We start from the raw sequence: 16428 nt of genomic DNA, 5'->3' as shown, positions 1-16428 counted from the left end.
CATCTAGTGAATTCAGTTTTTTAACAATGCTGTATATATAACGAGAAGCTACAATGATTAATAGTAGTAAAACTGTAAAAAATAAAATATAAAAAATGATTGTAAGTCCACTTGTTTTGAAATTTAAATTAATCTTATAACCTAAAATATTTTCTATGCAAAACAAACATAAAAAGATGGAGAAGTTTATTATAAGGAAAACAATAGGTATTGCTAACAAGCTTATTCCCATAAATAGATAATATTTTTTTAGTAAACCCATGCCTTAACCTCCATTTAATCGATAACCAATGCCATAAATAGTTTCAATAATAGTACCATCATCTGCTAATTTCGTACGCAATTTTTTAATGTATGCATTAAGTGTATTTTCCGAAGTAGACTCAATAGGCCATACAAAATTTAATAATTGTTGCTTAGTTAAAATAAAATTAATGTTTTCATACAAATAAAAGAATAGACGTGTTTCAGTTTTAGTTAAAGTCAATTTATTACCGTAGGAATCTGAAATTTCTTTATTTTTTGCATTAACTAAATAATTATGCAGTTTTGTTTCATTATTTGGATAATGCTTGTCCAACAAATTATTAATTCTTGAAATAAGTTCTCTTGGATCAAAAGGTTTTGTTAAATAATCATCACCATTACCTAAACCTGCTATTTTAGAATCAATGTCTGCTCTAGCTGATAAATAAATAATTGGTACGTTAGAAAATTGACGAATTTCATCAGTAATAGAAAGCCCATCAGTAGTTGGGAGCATTATATCCATTACAATGAGATGAACATTATTTAAAACTTTTAATACATTTTCACCTGTTTTATCAACTATAACTGTTGCGTCATTTTGTTGAAAAATGAGTTGTAAGTTTTTAGCAATAGTATCGTCATCTTCTACAATTAAAATATGATATCCTTTCATACTAAATCACCTTGTAATCTAATTAATTAAAATAAAAGTTGGTATATAAAAAATAATATATAGCGCAAAAAATAAAATTGGTAATTTAAAACTAGGAGAATATTCTTTGTCTCTTAACCATGACAATGTTTCATAAATTCCTGTTAAAAATGCAATAGCTAAACTTCCCATTGCTAAAAGCATTAATACTGTCATTATAGTACCATTCACTTCGTTAACCTCCTCACTCACCTTTATAAGTTGTAGCTTATAACTCAATTCTGAATAAGTTCTGAATAATTAAATATTTTTTAAGCCAAAATAAGGAAACTATAGTAAGGTTAGATATAACACTAAGTTTTTAAAAATAGGTAAAAGAGGTGGGTAACGATGAACAGAGAAACGGTATATCTTGCTGGGGGATGTTTATGGGGCGTACAGGCATTCATTAAAACGTTACCTGGCGTGGTGACAACAGAAGCGGGACGGGCAAATGGAACGACAACCGAACTCGACGGTGACTATGACGGCTATGCAGAATGTGTAAAAACAACATTCGATTCTACCCAAATTTCAATTACAGATTTAATGAATTATCTTTTTGAGATTATTGACCCTTATAGTATCAATAAACAAGGAGTAGATGAAGGTCCGAAATATCGCACGGGTGTTTATAGCGAGCACCCTCAACACTTAGAAGAAGCACAAGCATTTATCAATCAGCGACCAGATAAAGCAAGCATTGCCGTTGAAGTCCTACCGCTCAATAATTATATAAAGAGTGCAGATGAGCATCAAGATCGCTTAGATAAATACCCCGAAGACATTACTTATTGTCATATCCACCCTGAGTTACTGAATAAATATAAATAAAAAGAGTAGGACGCATCACATGTCCTACTCTTTAAGACTGTAGACAAACCCTTTCACTCTTCGTCACCTTATGCGTACCTTAAAGCACCACTTCTTCTTTAGAAGTTAGTGGTACTTACACATGAGCTTTAGCTCAGGTGTTCCATTATTCAAGTAGTAAACTCCCGTCGTTACGCATTTCGTTTCCTCTATTGATAAGGGTTTTCTTTCAATCTCCATACTTTAAATTAGTCGACAAGTATATTATTTTTTCTCACAAAAAGTATCAGCGAAGCTTAATGCAGCTAAACCTAATAAGTCTAATGCACGTTGTGCGCCTTCTTTACCATGACCAGCTTCGAAGTGTTTGTAAGCAGCTACGCCTAATACACCGAAAGTAGTGATTGAACCTAAACGAGATAAGTTTTTGCTTAAGATACTAGTAGCAAATAATGCAGCAGCAGTGGCTTCTAAAGTACCTGCTAATTTAACAGCATTTTCAGGTAAACCGAATACATTTGTAAATGTTTCTTTCATTCCTTGGTCACCTTTTAATTTAGGTTTTGAAGCATCGTATAATTCTTTCGCAAGTTTTAAGTTTGCAGCATAACGTAAAATCATAATTTAAAAATCTCCTTTTATTTGTTATTTATTTTCAAAATATTTATCAACAATTGGTTTCACACGTTCGCCAAATAAGCGAATTGACTTCATGACATAATCATGAGGCATAGAGCCTACTGGGGTATGAATCATGAAGCGGCTAAGTCCCAATGTTTCTACAGTATCAATAATTTTTTGGGCAACCGTTTCCGGGCTACCAAGGTAAATCGCACCATTTGGTCCTATTTCTCGTTCAAAAGCATTCTGGTCAAACTCAGGCCAACCACGTTCACGCCCCAGAACATCGTGATGAGCTTTGAGAGGAGGGAAGAAATCTCGCTTAGCTTCTTCATCAGTTTCAGCGACATACCCCCATGAATGAACCGCTACCGGTAAGGCATCTGGATTATGACCGTAAGAAGCAGCCACAGATTTATAAATCTCAATATTGCGTGTAAATCGTCTAGGATTACCTCCAATAATTGCATACGTTATTGGTAATCCAAACGCGCCCGCTCTTAAAGATGATTCAGGCGTACCACCCGTGGCAATTGAAATAGGTAATTCACCATGTTCAACGCGCGGATAAATCGGCGTCGCTTCGAAACCTGGACGTAATTTACCTTCCCAACTAACTATTTCATGTTTATTGATTTTTAGCAATAATTGTAACTTCTCATTAAATAAATCTTCGTAGTCATTTAAATTATAACCGAATAATGGGAATGATTCGATAAATGACCCTCGACCGATCATAATTTCAGCGCGCCCATTTGAAACCGCATCTAAGGTTGAGAAGCGTTGATACACGCGCACTGGGTCATCTGAAGATAACACTGTTACTGCAGACGACAATTTAATGTGCTTAGTACGAGCAGCCGCTGCCGCAAGCACTGTTACAGGGTCTGACACGGCATAATCTTCACGATGATGTTCACCTAATCCATAAACATCTAAACCTAACTGGTCTGCTAATTCTATTTCTTCAACGATATCTCGAATACGTTGTGCATTTGATACTGCCTCATGCGTACCATCTGCCATGACCATTTTGTCATTATCTCCAAATGACGTTAATCCTAATTCAATTTTCACTGTGCTCACCTCCTAGGTATAATTTTTATACTAGAATTGTATTCCTAATTTTTGAAAAGGTCAATAGAAAAGTTTCGAATTAGAGATAAATATATAGAAAAAGACGGTGTAGCATTGGGAAAGTGAAAATGGGACATCTTTAGAATTTAGAAATATAGTGGCATAATAGTAATGTTGTATTAAAGTTAAACTTGTAAAGGAGAAAAGATATGCAAAAACCAATGAATTATAATCAAATTACCACTATCTTCTTTCTTGCAGGTATTACCGTCATGTGTAGCTTGTACACAGCTTTACCTCTAACAGCTTCTTTCGCGAAAGAATTTAGCATCCCACAATCCGTGGCAACAATGAATGGGGTTGCATTTTCAATTACGTATTCATTAAGCTGTTTATTCTATGGTACTATTTCTGAAAAGTTTGGCCGTATTCGAACAATTTTATTTGGTATAGGTGGCTTGGTCATCATTTGTTTGGCGATAGGCTTTATCCATTCATTTACTTTATTAGTTATATTACGTGCGATTCAAGGTATATTTGCGGCAGCTTTTTCACCAGTATCAATTACCTATGTGACTGAAACGTATACGCCAGTTAAGCGTATGACGGCGATTAGTTTTATTAGTACGAGTTTTATGCTATCTGGTGTGATAGGCCAAAACTTAAGTGAAATTATCGTTCAATTTTCAAATTGGCATGTTGTTTACTTTATACTAACTGCATTATATCTTTTATTAGCATTTGTAATTTATAAAAATATTCCTGAAAGTCCAATTATTAATCCCAATATTAAGTTACTTAAATTTTTTAATAACTTTAGTGACTTCAAAACAAACAAAGTTGTTATTTTATGTTATGCCGTCTCATTGTCACTATTAACGATGTTCATTAGTATGTATGAGATTTTCAACCATTATATGACGTCAGATCATATTGGAGGCTCTGATGCCATGGCGATTAATGCGAAATTATTTGGTATTATTGGCATGTTGTTATCATTATTTGCTGGGCGAATAAGCGATCGTTTAGGAGTTAAAAAAGTTATTTTAGGTGCACTTCTCACATGTGTCGTTTCACTTATTTTAATGGCATGTGCAACAAACGCAGTACTTTTAACGATTTGGAGTGTCACTTTTATAAGTGGTATTGCCTTTGCGATTCCATCCACAATCTCTAAAGTAGGGATGGTTGTTAATGGTAATCAAGGTTTCTTTTTATCAGTTAACACATTTATCTTATTTTTAGGTACAGCCATTGCGCCTGTGCTGATGATAGGTGTAAGTACTATTCCTAGTTATTTTGTGCAATTTGGAGTGATTGCTAGTATAGGACTCATTGCATTTCTAGTTGCCCTTTTCCTACCAAAAGAAAAAAGAGAAGTACGTTAATAAGATATTAATATATATCTTTATACGTTTAATAGGCAGGAAGATTATTAATACGTTTAGAGGGAAGAGAGTAGTGAGGTGATTTCAAATGGATTCACAAATGATGGCATTGAACGTATTGAATCTTATATTGATGATATTATTAGTTATGTATAATATTATGAGCTGGCCCACTTGGGTGTTAACCGTTTTAGCCATCTTAATAGTAATTAATGCTGGTTTCATGGTTTATAAAAGTATGGAATCTAGAAAACGGAAATAACAATAAAAGCATTCTCACTCAAAATCTTGTGAGAATGCTTTTTAATCTTTATAGCTAATTAACGAGGTCTCTAATAAACCATTTAATGTTTCGAATACTTCTTCTACGCTATAATCATATTCATTTTCTACCCAACGACGTAGGACTTCGATAACGCCGCTGCTAAAGAAATCAGCTACAATTTCAGGATGTTTGCTTTGTCGAATTTTAATTGCTAAAGGATTGTGTTGATTTTTAGCGTTATTCAGAATCATTTCTCGACTGACACTAGTTAGATTACGAAAAACATCAACTTGTCGGGAAGAAACTAATAAATGTTTGAAAAGTTTTTTATGTTGGCCGATATAATAGATGAAATCTTGAAATGATTCAGGTGAGGAAAGACCTATATCATCATTGACAATTTTTTGAGTGATGAAATCAGGCAAAGTGTAGAGTATATCGTACTTGTCTTGAAAGTAACGATAGAACGTACTACGGTTGATTTCGGCAGTTTCACATATTTTTTGAACGGTAATTTCATCAAAATGGTAATCATTTAATAAAGTGAAAACTGTTTCATGAATATGTTTAATCATTCGTTTTTGATTAGCTGTCGGCATAATCTGATTCTCCTATGTCTTTAATATAGCCAGATAGCCTGACGTAATAAGAGTAATTTATCACAATAACTTTTATATTTCCAAAAATAACTCCTTAATACATAGTCATTACAGTTAGAACCAAAACCTCAATCATAAAAAATTTAATTTAAAAGAAGTAATTCTTTCACGTCGCCCGTTTATATTTATGTAGAGTGAGAATAAAAGAGACTACCTACATCTTAGAGATGTAGATAGCCTCATCATGTTATATAAAACATGCATGCCCCTTATAAAATTTCTCCTTGATACCTTCAATTCTCTTCAGATTATTCAGTATCTACGTCTTTTAACCAATCATCCACTTTATTATCGTTATTATCTACGTAATCTTTCGCAACTTGTTCTGGGTTTTTATTGTCGATGAAGATTTTTTCAGCGAGTTTCTCTTCATCTTTTTTACTCCAGTCATCAGCCATACGTGTTGCAACTTTGTAAGCAGCAGGATGTTGATCTTTGAAGTTGTTATTAAATACTAAATTAATATGTTCGTGATCACTGCCATAAATTTTATCAGGATCTTTTAACATTTTGACATCTAATTCTTTAGAGAACCAGCTAGGTTCCATTGCAGTAAAGATAATTGGTTGTTGCTGTTTAAATGCACCTTGGATTTTCTTGAACTGTTCTTGATCTGAGCTTTCTTTTAAGCTGTAATTTTCTAAATCGTTTTTATCAAGTTCATCTTTTGTTTGTTTCATTACGCCATTTCTAGCATCCGTACCTTGAATAGTCCAGTCTACAGATTTACCGAAATCTTTATTGTCTTTTAAATCACTAATTGAATCAATATCTTGTTCATATTTAGGTACAGCTAGACCTACTTTGACGTCATCAATAAAGTTTTTATCGTCATATAAAGTGATTTTATCTTTATATTTTTCATAGTAGCTTTTATCTGTATCTGGGAAGATACCTGACGCATGGAAAGAATCTTGATTTGCTGAAACATCAGCATATAATGGTCCACTTGCTGGGACAGGTGTTGTGGTTACGTCATATCCTGCTTTTTTTAATACTTCAGCAATGACTAAAGAACGTGGGGTCGAGTTATCGCTTGCGATGTAAGGAATTTCAATTTCTTTTTTACCTAACGCTGTTTTGCCATCGTCTGATGACCCGCTACCACTATTGCCACATGCACTTAGCACGAAGGCTAAGGCAATTGTGGCTAGTAGTCCTAGAAACTTCGAACTACGATGTTTGAACATAACGTATTTCCTCCTTTTAATTTTAATTTCTATGTTCGTCATCACGACGATGATTTGGTTGACTGTTGTATCTGTCATATACGCCTTTGTTATTTTCACGAGCGTATAACATTAATGCTTTAAATAGTACATCTTGATCTACATTGTTATCTGTTAAATCTTTATAAAGGTTTGTAGTTGTATCAAAGTTTGAATGTGATTGTGCCTCTTCATGTTGATTATCATAATGATGATTTGGTTCATTTTCATGATGGTTTAGGCTTACAGAATGATTGTAATCTTCGTTGTTGTAGTGTTCATGATGGTGGTTATTGTCATGGTTAATGTTTTTATAACTATGTGTGTCATCTTGCTTATGATGTGTGTCTTTGTCTGGGCTAGTGAATTCTCTGTAGCGTGTTTCTTCTTGACCTTTTTCAGAAGCAGAAGAAGTTTGATGATGGTTATCATCGCTTTCTAGTGCTTTACCTTCGACGTCGATTTTAGGTAGGATGGCGCCTAGCCATTTAGGTAGGTACCATGATGCGTTGCCGAAGAGTTTTGTTAGGGCAGGGATGAGTGTCATGCGGACGATGAATGCGTCGAATAAGACACCGAATGCGAGTGAGATACCCATTGATTTAATCATTGTGTCGTCTTGGAAGACGAAGGCAATGAATACGCTGAACATGATGAGTGCAGCGGCTACGATAACTGGTCCGCTTTCTTTGATACCTACGCGAATTGAGTGGTCGTTGTCACCAGTTTTGCTATATTCTTCGTGAACGCGTGTCATTAAGAAGAGTTCGTAATCGATGGCTAATCCGAATAGGAGGCCGATTGTGATAACTGGTAAGAATGCTAATAACGGGCCTGTGTTTTCTACGCCGAATAGGCCACCTAAGAAGCCGTCTTGTACGACAAGCGTTGTGAAACCGAGTGTTGCCATTAATGATAGGATGAAGCCGAGTACTGCTTTAAGTGGTACAAGGATTGAACGGAAGACTACCATTAATAGTAAGAATGCAAGGACGACGATAACGCCTGCGAATACTGGGATAGCGTTATTAAGTTTTTCTGACATATCAATGTTGATGACACTTTGTCCTGAGATTTCTGTGTCGAAATGATATTTGTCTTGAGCTTGGCTATGGTAATCGCGTAAATCGTAAACTAAGTCTTCAGTTGATTTAGCGTTTGGTCCTTTTTCAGGAATAATTGTAAATAGTGCGTAATGATTATTGTCGTTAAGTCTTGCTTGTGACACTGTGTCTACGTTATCAAGATCTTTTAAGTCATCGCGCATATTGCTTAAGTCGCGTTGAATATCTTTTTTACTGCCGCCATCTTTAGTATTAACTAACATGATGATTTGACCGTTATAGCCTTCTCCAAAGTTATCTGAGATCAATTCGTACGCTTTATGTTCTGAAGTATTGTTTGGTTTCATACTGTCATCTGGAATACCTAAGCGCATACCACTTACAGGGATGGCTGCTAGTATCAAGATAACTAAACCAATGATGACTGCTACGATAGGTTTACCTACGATAAATTTAGCCCATAGATGATTTTTAGGATCTTTACTTTTAGTTGATTTCTGTTTGATTTTAATGCTTTTATGGAAAATGCTAATCAATGCAGGTAATAACGTTAATGCTGCTAATACTGCGAATAATACACTGATGGATGAGGCAAATCCCATTACGGCTAAGAAATCAATACCTACTAATGAAAGTCCACAAACGGCCATCATTACTGTAAGACCCGCAAAGATAACGGCACTACCAGCAGTTCCTACAGCTTTACCAATAGCTTCTATTGTATCGATACCTTGCTGTTTAAGTTCTTTATATCTAAATAGAATGAATAGTGAGTAGTCTATACCTACAGCTAAACCAATCATTACCGCTAATGTTAGCGTGAAGTTTGGAATATCAAAGACAAATGTTAATAAAGCAATGATACCCACACTTGAACCTAGGCCGATAATAGCACTAATGATCGGCATACCAGCGGCAATAAGTGAGCCAAAGGTAATAAGTAAAATAACGAAAGCGACAACGATACCTACTATTTCAGATGTACCGCCTGGTTCATTACCCATTGAACCACCTTGTGTTTTTTCTATTTGAATATTGTGGTTATCTTTTACATCTTGTAATTCTTTATCAATGATTTTCTTAGATGAATCTTGCATATTTGTCTGTTTAACAACATAACTAATGTTTGCGATAGCTGTGTCTCCATCTTTATTGACTTGTCCACTGTCATATGGATTTGAGATGTTTTGGATGTAATCATCTTTTTGTTTGATATTGTCTAATGCATCTTCAATATCTTTCTTTGTATCTTTGTCTTTCAAACCGTCTTCTCTATTAGAATGAAAGACGATTTTCATCGAGGCTTTTTCACTGTCTTGATGAAATTCTTTACTTATTTTGTCGTTTGTATCAAGTGACTTTAAACCGTTCATTGTGATGTCATCATCAAATTTAGGCGAGTTAAGCGCAAGCGGTGTAATAATTATGCCTAAGATGACAAGCCAACCAATGACACTAAGCCATTTGTTTTTAGCTATAAATGTTCCAAGTTTGTATAATAGCTTTGCCAATGTGTTTCCTCCTATTATTTAAATTTTGATGATCTAAGTCTGGAATAATGTAATAACCCATTGTGAGCTTTTGTTGATTAGCCTATTTCTCAAAAAAAGGCGCTTAGATTCATATTACAATGGTTAATGTAACAAGATATAAAGGGGAAGGGTACCATTAAAAATTTAATGACGTTGAAAAAAGCGACATTTTGTAAAAAATGTTGGAGAATAAGTGAGTGAGATTGTAAAAATGACAATAAAAAAACAGGTAACATAATGTATGTACCTGAGAATGTTGATTATGTATAAGGTCAATTAGTTTACCCAACAGCCAATAAGGCATAACGCTCCGATTAGAAAAATTAATACCCCTGGAATATATATTTTTTCTCGTAAATCAATATCGCGTTTATAGGCAACAAATCTACTGGTGGCGATTAATGCTATGCCGATAAGTAATAAGATAATTGAAAAAATGAGCATCAACCTAGCCTCCTTAATCCATATGTTAAAAATGTACGTAATTAATATAATAACGCTTTCAACCTTATTATATTATCTAATTAACTATTTTTATAGGGAAATATTAATATATTGTAAAATTGTTATAATTTTAAGGATATTTTATTAATAAAATTTATAAAATATTAACATTACATAAAGTTACTAAAGAGAAATTCTGTAATTAGATTGCGTATGTTTTGAAAAAGAAAAAAAGAAGCGACACCATGAAATCTATTAAATTAATTAGATTTCATGATTCACTTCTTATAAATAATGTAGTTATATAATAGTAAATAAAACGATAAGCTAATATAAAACTTTAACCTTCATTTGTATTATAAATGAGGGTAACGAAGTCTTGAATTATCGATGTAAGATGTCTATCATTGCGATATAACAATGAGATATAACTAGGCGATGGCCCGTCAGGTAGTGTTTTACCAATAATATTTGGATGATGGAAGAGGGCGCTTTTACTAACAAGACTTAAATAATTAGAATCTTTGATTGTTGTTAAAATACTACTAATGCTATTAGATTCCATATGTATATCTAGATTAACGAAATTATTTTTACGCCATTCATCAATACTTTCTCGAGTTGAACCACTACTATGAATAATAAAACGATATTTTTGCACATCTTCTAAAGAAATTTGTTCTTTTTGTGCGAGTGGATGGCGTTTGTCCATAGCTAAGACGAGAGGATTTTCTTGTAGACGTTTAGCTTGTAGCTCGTCTTCATTAAACCCTTTTTCAGAAATAATTGCGATATCTACTTTTCTATTTTTAACTTTTTCAATGATACAAGGTGCTGTGTCTACCGTAAGTGCGATGTCGATATCAGGATGATTGTGCATGTAGTTTTTAAAAGCAGATGGCAAAATACTGTAAATTGGGGCATGACTTGCGCCAATACGCAATGTTCCACGTTTCGATTGCTTAAAGTCTTCCATCATATCGGTTGTTTCTTGAATTAAATTTAACATTTTATTGGCGTTGCGATATAACAATTCCCCAGCTTCTGTTAAATTAAAATGTTTACCTTTTTTAAAATATAAAGGTAAACCAAATTCTTTGTTCAAATTCTTTAAATGAAATGTCACAGTTGGCTGAGTTATCCCAAGTTTTTCAGCTACTGCATTTTCATTTTGTGCCTCGACAAAGTGTTTAAAAATGAGCATTTGTTTCGTGTTCATAAATTTAGTCCCCAAAATATATAAATTTTTTCTATACTACTTATAATAGTAAAGTGCTAATTTTGAGAAGACGTTAATATTTTGTTTAAAGTTAGTTAAACTGTGGTTTTTATAATAAATGTAAATGGATAAAAGGTTGAGAGGTAAGGAGAGATTAGAATGGTTGAAAGGATACTTGTGGTTTCTGATATTCATGGACATCGGAAGGCACTTGTAACTCTCTTAAGAGCAGTAAAATATAATTATAGAAAGGATCAACTTGTGTTGATGGGGGATTATGTTAATAATGGCCCTGACTCATTTGGGACGCTTAAGCTAGTGAAACGTTTGAAACGTAAAGGTGCACTTGCTTTAGCGGGTAACCATGAGATGCGTTGGTTAGCGAGTAAAGACAAGAAGATTAAACGCTGGCATAAATTTTTAAATAGTTTATCTACCATTGAATTGATAGATGATTATATATTTGCGCATGCAGGTATTGATACAAACAAGCCGTTAAGTAAGCAGATTAAAGAATATACGACGGGTTATTATAATCACGAGTTAAATCGTCATGTACCTAAACATAAATTTTTAATCCACGGTCATGTGCCGAATTATCGTTTTGGTTTGAAAAATGATGAACTTTATAAAAAGAAAAATATTTTAGATATCGATACTGGCGCAGGACATGACAAGTATTTATCATTAATTGATTTAACGAATTCATATCAATATTCTGTAAAAGTGACAGATAATAAGAAAGTGAATAGTAGACGTATTAAATTGTAAATTTTTGTATATCAAAAATATAGGTATTATTTCCTTAATTTTCAAAAATAAGAAGTATAAGTTTACAATTAATTGTTATATAATGTAGGGGAATATTAATGATAAAGGGTGACATGAGTGAAGAAGAATACGCAGATTTCTAAATTAAGTTCGTACTTAAAAGTGTCATGTTCAGCGTTATTATTAAGTGGCTCATTAGTTGGTTATGGCTTTACAAAAGATGCCTTTGCGCAAACAAAAGACGAAGTAACTGAAGCTTCAACAGAGGCAACGACAGTTCACTCTAAATTGACGACTGCAATTTCAAAAGCAAAGGCTGAAATCAGCCGTTTAAAACATTTAGATAAAGCAGAAATCGAAAGTTATAAAGACGATTTAGAGGATGCGAAGGACCAATCTGAAATTGATGATATCTTAAAAGATGCACGCGAAGAATCTAATGTTACGGCAGAAGAGAAATCAATTGTTCGTTCAGATGAAACGCCATCTACTGAAGAATCTCATACAACTGCTAATGATAGTTCTAAAGATAGTACATCAGCGAAGTTGGATAAAATCATGAATGATTTAGATGCGCTTTCTAAAAAGGTTGATAGAGGTCAACAAAATGTTGAAGCTAGAACAAATGAAAATGCATGGAGCCAACAACAATCTAAAGATGACGCAAATTCTGAAGAACAAAGCACAATGGAAACGCCATCTAGTGAAAAAACTAATAATACCGACAAACATAGCACTTCTATTTTAGATGACTTAGATAAAGTCAAAAATGATGTGAACATTTATAAAGATAAAACAACGCAGGAAGACAACACTAACGAACAAGCAACTCAAGAAACACAACCTTCAACTGAAGAACCTGCCACAGAGGAAACAAGAAGTAGTCAAGATTCTGGTAAAGGTTTATTAAGTGGTATTGAACGTATGGGTAAAAATAATACCGAATACCATCAAGGCCAAAGTGTGGATACTGATTCTACAATTAATAGACACATTGATGCTTTAAAAGATAAATTATCTGATAAAGAAAAAATTGACCAAACGATTTCAAAAATAGAAAAACAACATGAAGATACAAGTCAACGTTATACAGATCGTAAACTTGAACAATTAAGAGAATTACGTAATCAAGTAAACCAAAATCAAGATTTATCGGCGCAACAACGTCAAAATATTGAGAAAGATATTGCTTCAGTACGTAATAAAGTTAAAGATAATCGTAATCTTATTCTTAAACAATTGAACAATGCTTCTGATAAACAAAAAGCGGTCAAACAAATTCTTGGTAGTGTATTCAGTAAAAATGAAGCGCAAGACATTTTAAAACACATTAATGTAGCTGGTAAATCAGATAAACAAATTACAGACCAAATTATGAAACAACTTGATGGTTTAACTACAACATCAAGTGATGACATTTTAAAATCAATGTTTGATCAAGCACCAGATAAAGAAAAGTTAATTAAGACATTATTATCAACACGTTTAGGCAATCATGAAGCATCAAGTATTGCGAAACGTTTAATGAATGAGAATTTATCAAATTCTGAGCTTGTTGAACGTTTAAAACAAGAATTTAAAGCCCAAGCATCGAATACTGCAGATGACATTTTAAAAGATATCTTAGATAAAAGTACTAATCAAAAACAAGCGATTGAAACGATTTTAGCTACGAAGTTAAATAAAGCTAAAGCCCACGCATTAGCTGATGTGATTTCAAAAGTACAAACGTCTAAAGCAGATGCACTTGATTTAATCAAAAGCGCATTAAATGGTAAGGCGAATGATTTATTACAATTACAAAATAAATTAAACCAATCTAAAAATAAATTAGATTACGTTTTATCTCCAATTAAGAATCGTCCTACACTACTTGATCGTATTAATGGCAATACGAATAACGGTAGCGGACTAGACTTAGGTTCAGACCTATTAGGTGGTTTAACTAATGGGGGGCTATTAGGGAGCTTAAATTCAGGCGGTAGCTTGCTTGATGGCATCGATGATATTCCTAATCCTGTACAAGGTTTGTCACTTGGTACTTTAGATAATGGTGGCGGCTTATTAAGTGGTTTATTTGACGATGATGGCAACTTCTCATTGCCAGAAACCGGCGAAACGCTTAAGAGATCATGGTTACCTATCACATTGGTAATTGTAGTAGCAGGTGGTCTATTCTTATGGTTAGGACGTCGTAAACACCGCTGTTCCGATAATTAAATAAAATATAATAGAGTAGATAATTTATAGTATCCAATGACTTAATTATCTACTCTTTTTATTTTTGAAAAGGGCAATATCAATGTAGTAAGCGCTTACACAATTACACAAAAATAGCAAGCTATTTTCCGAAGATTATTCGTAAAGTTATGTGAAGGAAGTATGACGGTATTTTGAATGTTCATTCTTTAATTTGTATTCATATTGAATGTAACTTGCATTAGACATAAACTTAAGTTGATAAAAGATTGATAAAAAATTCACAAATTCGAATTAATCATTTTCAAAAAAATAGGAAGTGTGACAAATGTCTTAACTATAAATAAATACAAAGGGGTTGAAACGCATGACACACACAAAAGATACTTCAGACATACAAACTAAAAAAAGAAAAAAACGTTTCAAATTAAGTATGCCAGGTGCATTTACTATTCTATTTATATTAACTGTCGTTGCCGTCATAGCGACGTGGATAATACCGGCAGGGGCATATTCTAAATTATCTTATGATTCAGGTGCACAAGAATTCAAAATTGTAGATGCACACAATAAAACAAAAACTGTCGATGGCACGCAAGAACAATTAGATAAATTGGGGGTTAAAATCGACGTCGATCAATTTAAATCTGGTGCGATTAATAAACCCATTTCCATTCCGGGGACGTATGAACGCTTAGACCAACATCCAGCTGGTCCAGACCAAATAACAACAAGTATGGTTAACGGAACCATTGAAGCGGTAGATGTCATGGTGTTCATTCTAGTATTAGGGGGCTTAATAGGGGTCGTACAAACCAGTGGCTCATTTGAATCAGGACTTTTAGCCCTAACGAAAAAGACAAAAGGTCATGAATTCTTGCTCGTCTTTATGGTTTCAGTATTAATGGTGTTAGGTGGTACACTCTGCGGAATTGAAGAAGAAGCGGTCGCATTCTATCCAGTGCTTGTGCCAATCTTTATTGCGATGGGTTATGACTCAATCATATGCGTAGGTTCTATATTCCTCGCAAGCTCTGTAGGTAGTACATTTTCAACAGTTAACCCATTCTCAGTAGTTATCGCTTCAAATGCTGCAGGTACAACATTTGTTGATGGATTATATTGGAGAATTGGTGGCTTAATCATTGCGACTATCTTCACAATAGGCTATTTAGCTTGGTATGCAAAACGCATTAAAAAAGATCCAAAACTTTCATATACGTATGAAGATAAAGCGAAATTTGAAAAACAATGGTCAGTCATTAAAAATAATAGCGAAGAAAGCGTCTTTACCTTCCGTAAAAAAATCATCTTAATCTTATTTATCTTACCGTTTCCAATTATGGTATGGGGCGTTATGACACAAGGTTGGTGGTTCCCAATCATGGCTTCAATGTTCTTAGCGTTCACAATTGTTATCATGCTTATCGTAGCGTTAGGTAAAAATGGTATAGGTGAAAAAGCAGTAGTAGATGCGTTTGTAAATGGAGCATCTAGCTTAGTAGGGGTATCACTTATCATTGGTTTAGCCCGTGGTATCAATATGATTATGAATGAAGGCTTGATTTCAGATACAATCTTAAACTTCTCATCTTCACTGGTGCAAGGTGTGAGCGGACCAATATTTATCGTCATTTTATTAATTATATTCTTCTTCTTAGGCTTTATCATTCCATCATCATCAGGACTAGCTGTGTTAGCGATGCCTATCTTCGCACCACTTGCAGACACAGTCGGCATCCCAAGATTCGTCATCGTAACAGCCTACCAGTTCGGACAATACGCGATGTTATTCTTAGCACCAACTGGTTTAATTATGGCAACATTACAAATGTTAGATATGAAATATTCACACTGGTTGAAATTTGTTTGGCCAATCGTAGCATTCGTCTTCATCTTTGGTGGTGGCATGCTCATCACACAAGTATTAATTTATTCTTAATTTTTGAAAATGAAAAGGTGGCGCACCCAGAGTGCCCCACCTTTTTTAATATGAAAATATAAAACCACACTTACTTAAATACTTCTAAAATAGGTAACGTAAGTTAGTAGTTTGATTTCTATAATGAATATAAATGAACCTAAGTATTAAAGTACTTAGATAAGTAGTTCTAAGATAGATAACGAAGTGTAGTTGTGAAGACTCCTATGTTGATTATTAATGAACATAAGTGCTATGCACTTATGTAAGAAATTCTAAAGATGAACTACGAATGACGTTGTGTGAC

General features: G+C 33.8%; 14 protein-coding genes and 1 pseudogene. 6 read left to right on the top strand and 9 right to left on the bottom strand.

Annotated features, from left to right (window positions below; translation table 11 throughout):
- The 3 genes and pseudogenes from CD128_RS11910 to CD128_RS10160 form a co-directional block, all read right to left on the bottom strand.
- Positions 1-262 (bottom strand): annotated as a pseudogene (locus CD128_RS11910) (sensor histidine kinase); the annotation flags it as partial.
- Between the two features lie 3 nt (positions 263-265).
- Positions 266-922: a response regulator transcription factor gene (locus CD128_RS10165; protein ID WP_103329798.1), complete on the bottom strand. Its 657-nt coding sequence runs from the start codon at positions 920-922 to the stop codon at positions 266-268.
- Between the two features lie 18 nt (positions 923-940).
- Complete coding sequence (locus CD128_RS10160; protein WP_103329797.1) at positions 941-1132, bottom strand: hypothetical protein; 192 nt, start codon at positions 1130-1132, stop codon at positions 941-943.
- A 159-nt stretch (positions 1133-1291) separates the two neighbouring features.
- Here CD128_RS10160 and CD128_RS10155 point away from each other — a divergent pair, with 159 nt between their 5' ends.
- The gene (locus CD128_RS10155; RefSeq protein WP_103329796.1) at positions 1292-1774 is read left to right on the top strand and encodes a peptide-methionine (S)-S-oxide reductase; all 483 of its coding nucleotides are present in this window, start codon (positions 1292-1294) and stop codon (positions 1772-1774) included.
- 243 nt (positions 1775-2017) lie between these two features.
- Here the strand turns inward: CD128_RS10155 and CD128_RS10150 are convergent, their stop codons facing one another.
- Both CD128_RS10150 and CD128_RS10145 read right to left on the bottom strand, forming a co-directional pair.
- Complete coding sequence (locus CD128_RS10150) at positions 2018-2374, bottom strand: hypothetical protein (RefSeq protein ID WP_103329795.1); 357 nt, start codon at positions 2372-2374, stop codon at positions 2018-2020.
- A 24-nt stretch (positions 2375-2398) separates the two neighbouring features.
- Positions 2399-3451: an LLM class flavin-dependent oxidoreductase gene (locus tag CD128_RS10145; protein ID WP_103329794.1), complete on the bottom strand. Its 1053-nt coding sequence runs from the start codon at positions 3449-3451 to the stop codon at positions 2399-2401.
- Positions 3452-3660: 209 nt separating this feature from the next.
- On the opposite strand from CD128_RS10145, the gene CD128_RS10140 reads away from it, so the two are divergent.
- Complete coding sequence (locus tag CD128_RS10140; protein ID WP_103329793.1) at positions 3661-4839, top strand: MFS transporter; 1179 nt, start codon at positions 3661-3663, stop codon at positions 4837-4839.
- Between the two features lie 88 nt (positions 4840-4927).
- Complete coding sequence (locus CD128_RS11905; protein ID WP_167797476.1) at positions 4928-5101, top strand: hypothetical protein; 174 nt, start codon at positions 4928-4930, stop codon at positions 5099-5101.
- Positions 5102-5142: 41 nt separating this feature from the next.
- Here CD128_RS11905 and CD128_RS10135 read toward each other — a convergent pair whose 3' ends face one another.
- From CD128_RS10135 to CD128_RS10120, 4 genes are all read right to left on the bottom strand, one after another.
- Entirely contained in the window at positions 5143-5703 is a 561-nt protein-coding gene (locus tag CD128_RS10135) for a TetR/AcrR family transcriptional regulator (protein ID WP_103329792.1), read from the bottom strand.
- A gap of 308 nt (positions 5704-6011) precedes the next feature.
- Entirely contained in the window at positions 6012-6953 is a 942-nt protein-coding gene (locus CD128_RS10130; RefSeq protein ID WP_103329791.1) for a glycine betaine ABC transporter substrate-binding protein, read from the bottom strand.
- A gap of 22 nt (positions 6954-6975) precedes the next feature.
- Positions 6976-9546: an MMPL family transporter gene (locus CD128_RS10125; RefSeq protein ID WP_103329790.1), complete on the bottom strand. Its 2571-nt coding sequence runs from the start codon at positions 9544-9546 to the stop codon at positions 6976-6978.
- A gap of 805 nt (positions 9547-10351) precedes the next feature.
- On the bottom strand, positions 10352-11230 hold the full coding sequence (locus CD128_RS10120; RefSeq protein WP_103329789.1) for a LysR family transcriptional regulator: 879 nt from the start codon (positions 11228-11230) through the stop codon (positions 10352-10354).
- Between the two features lie 159 nt (positions 11231-11389).
- Here CD128_RS10120 and CD128_RS10115 point away from each other — a divergent pair, with 159 nt between their 5' ends.
- The 3 genes from CD128_RS10115 (at position 11390) to CD128_RS10105 (ending at position 16142) form a co-directional block, all read left to right on the top strand.
- A complete protein-coding gene (locus CD128_RS10115; RefSeq protein WP_103329788.1) occupies positions 11390-12001 on the top strand; it encodes a metallophosphoesterase in 612 nt (203 codons plus the stop codon).
- Between the two features lie 117 nt (positions 12002-12118).
- Positions 12119-14221 carry a GA module-containing protein gene (locus tag CD128_RS10110; protein WP_103329787.1) on the top strand — a complete coding sequence of 701 codons (2103 nt, stop codon included), beginning with the start codon at positions 12119-12121 and terminating at the stop codon, positions 14219-14221.
- Between the two features lie 346 nt (positions 14222-14567).
- Positions 14568-16142 (top strand): YfcC family protein, encoded by a 1575-nt coding sequence (locus tag CD128_RS10105; RefSeq protein WP_103329786.1) that lies wholly within the window; start codon positions 14568-14570, stop codon positions 16140-16142.
- Positions 16143-16428: the final 286 nt, after the last annotated feature.

The organism is Staphylococcus croceilyticus (assembly GCF_002902575.1).
Lineage (GTDB): Bacteria > Bacillota > Bacilli > Staphylococcales > Staphylococcaceae > Staphylococcus > Staphylococcus croceilyticus.
Note: the sequence above shows the minus strand (reverse complement) of the source record. Positions and strands in the feature narration are given on the sequence as shown.

What these genes read in the sequence shown, in the direction of transcription:
- CD128_RS10135 (WP_103329792.1), bottom strand. Translation starts at nt 5,703, where the DNA reads ATGCCGACAGCTAATCAAAAACGAATGATTAAACATATTCATGAAACA.
- CD128_RS10150 (WP_103329795.1), bottom strand. Translation starts at nt 2,374, where the DNA reads ATGATTTTACGTTATGCTGCAAACTTAAAACTTGCGAAAGAATTATAC.
- CD128_RS10165 (WP_103329798.1), bottom strand. Translation starts at nt 922, where the DNA reads ATGAAAGGATATCATATTTTAATTGTAGAAGATGACGATACTATTGCT.
- CD128_RS10130 (WP_103329791.1), bottom strand. Translation starts at nt 6,953, where the DNA reads ATGTTCAAACATCGTAGTTCGAAGTTTCTAGGACTACTAGCCACAATT.
- CD128_RS10155 (WP_103329796.1), top strand. Translation starts at nt 1,292, where the DNA reads ATGAACAGAGAAACGGTATATCTTGCTGGGGGATGTTTATGGGGCGTA.
- CD128_RS10105 (WP_103329786.1), top strand. Translation starts at nt 14,568, where the DNA reads ATGACACACACAAAAGATACTTCAGACATACAAACTAAAAAAAGAAAA.
- CD128_RS10115 (WP_103329788.1), top strand. Translation starts at nt 11,390, where the DNA reads ATGGTTGAAAGGATACTTGTGGTTTCTGATATTCATGGACATCGGAAG.
- CD128_RS11905 (WP_167797476.1), top strand. Translation starts at nt 4,928, where the DNA reads ATGGATTCACAAATGATGGCATTGAACGTATTGAATCTTATATTGATG.
- CD128_RS10120 (WP_103329789.1), bottom strand. Translation starts at nt 11,230, where the DNA reads ATGAACACGAAACAAATGCTCATTTTTAAACACTTTGTCGAGGCACAA.
- CD128_RS10140 (WP_103329793.1), top strand. Translation starts at nt 3,661, where the DNA reads ATGCAAAAACCAATGAATTATAATCAAATTACCACTATCTTCTTTCTT.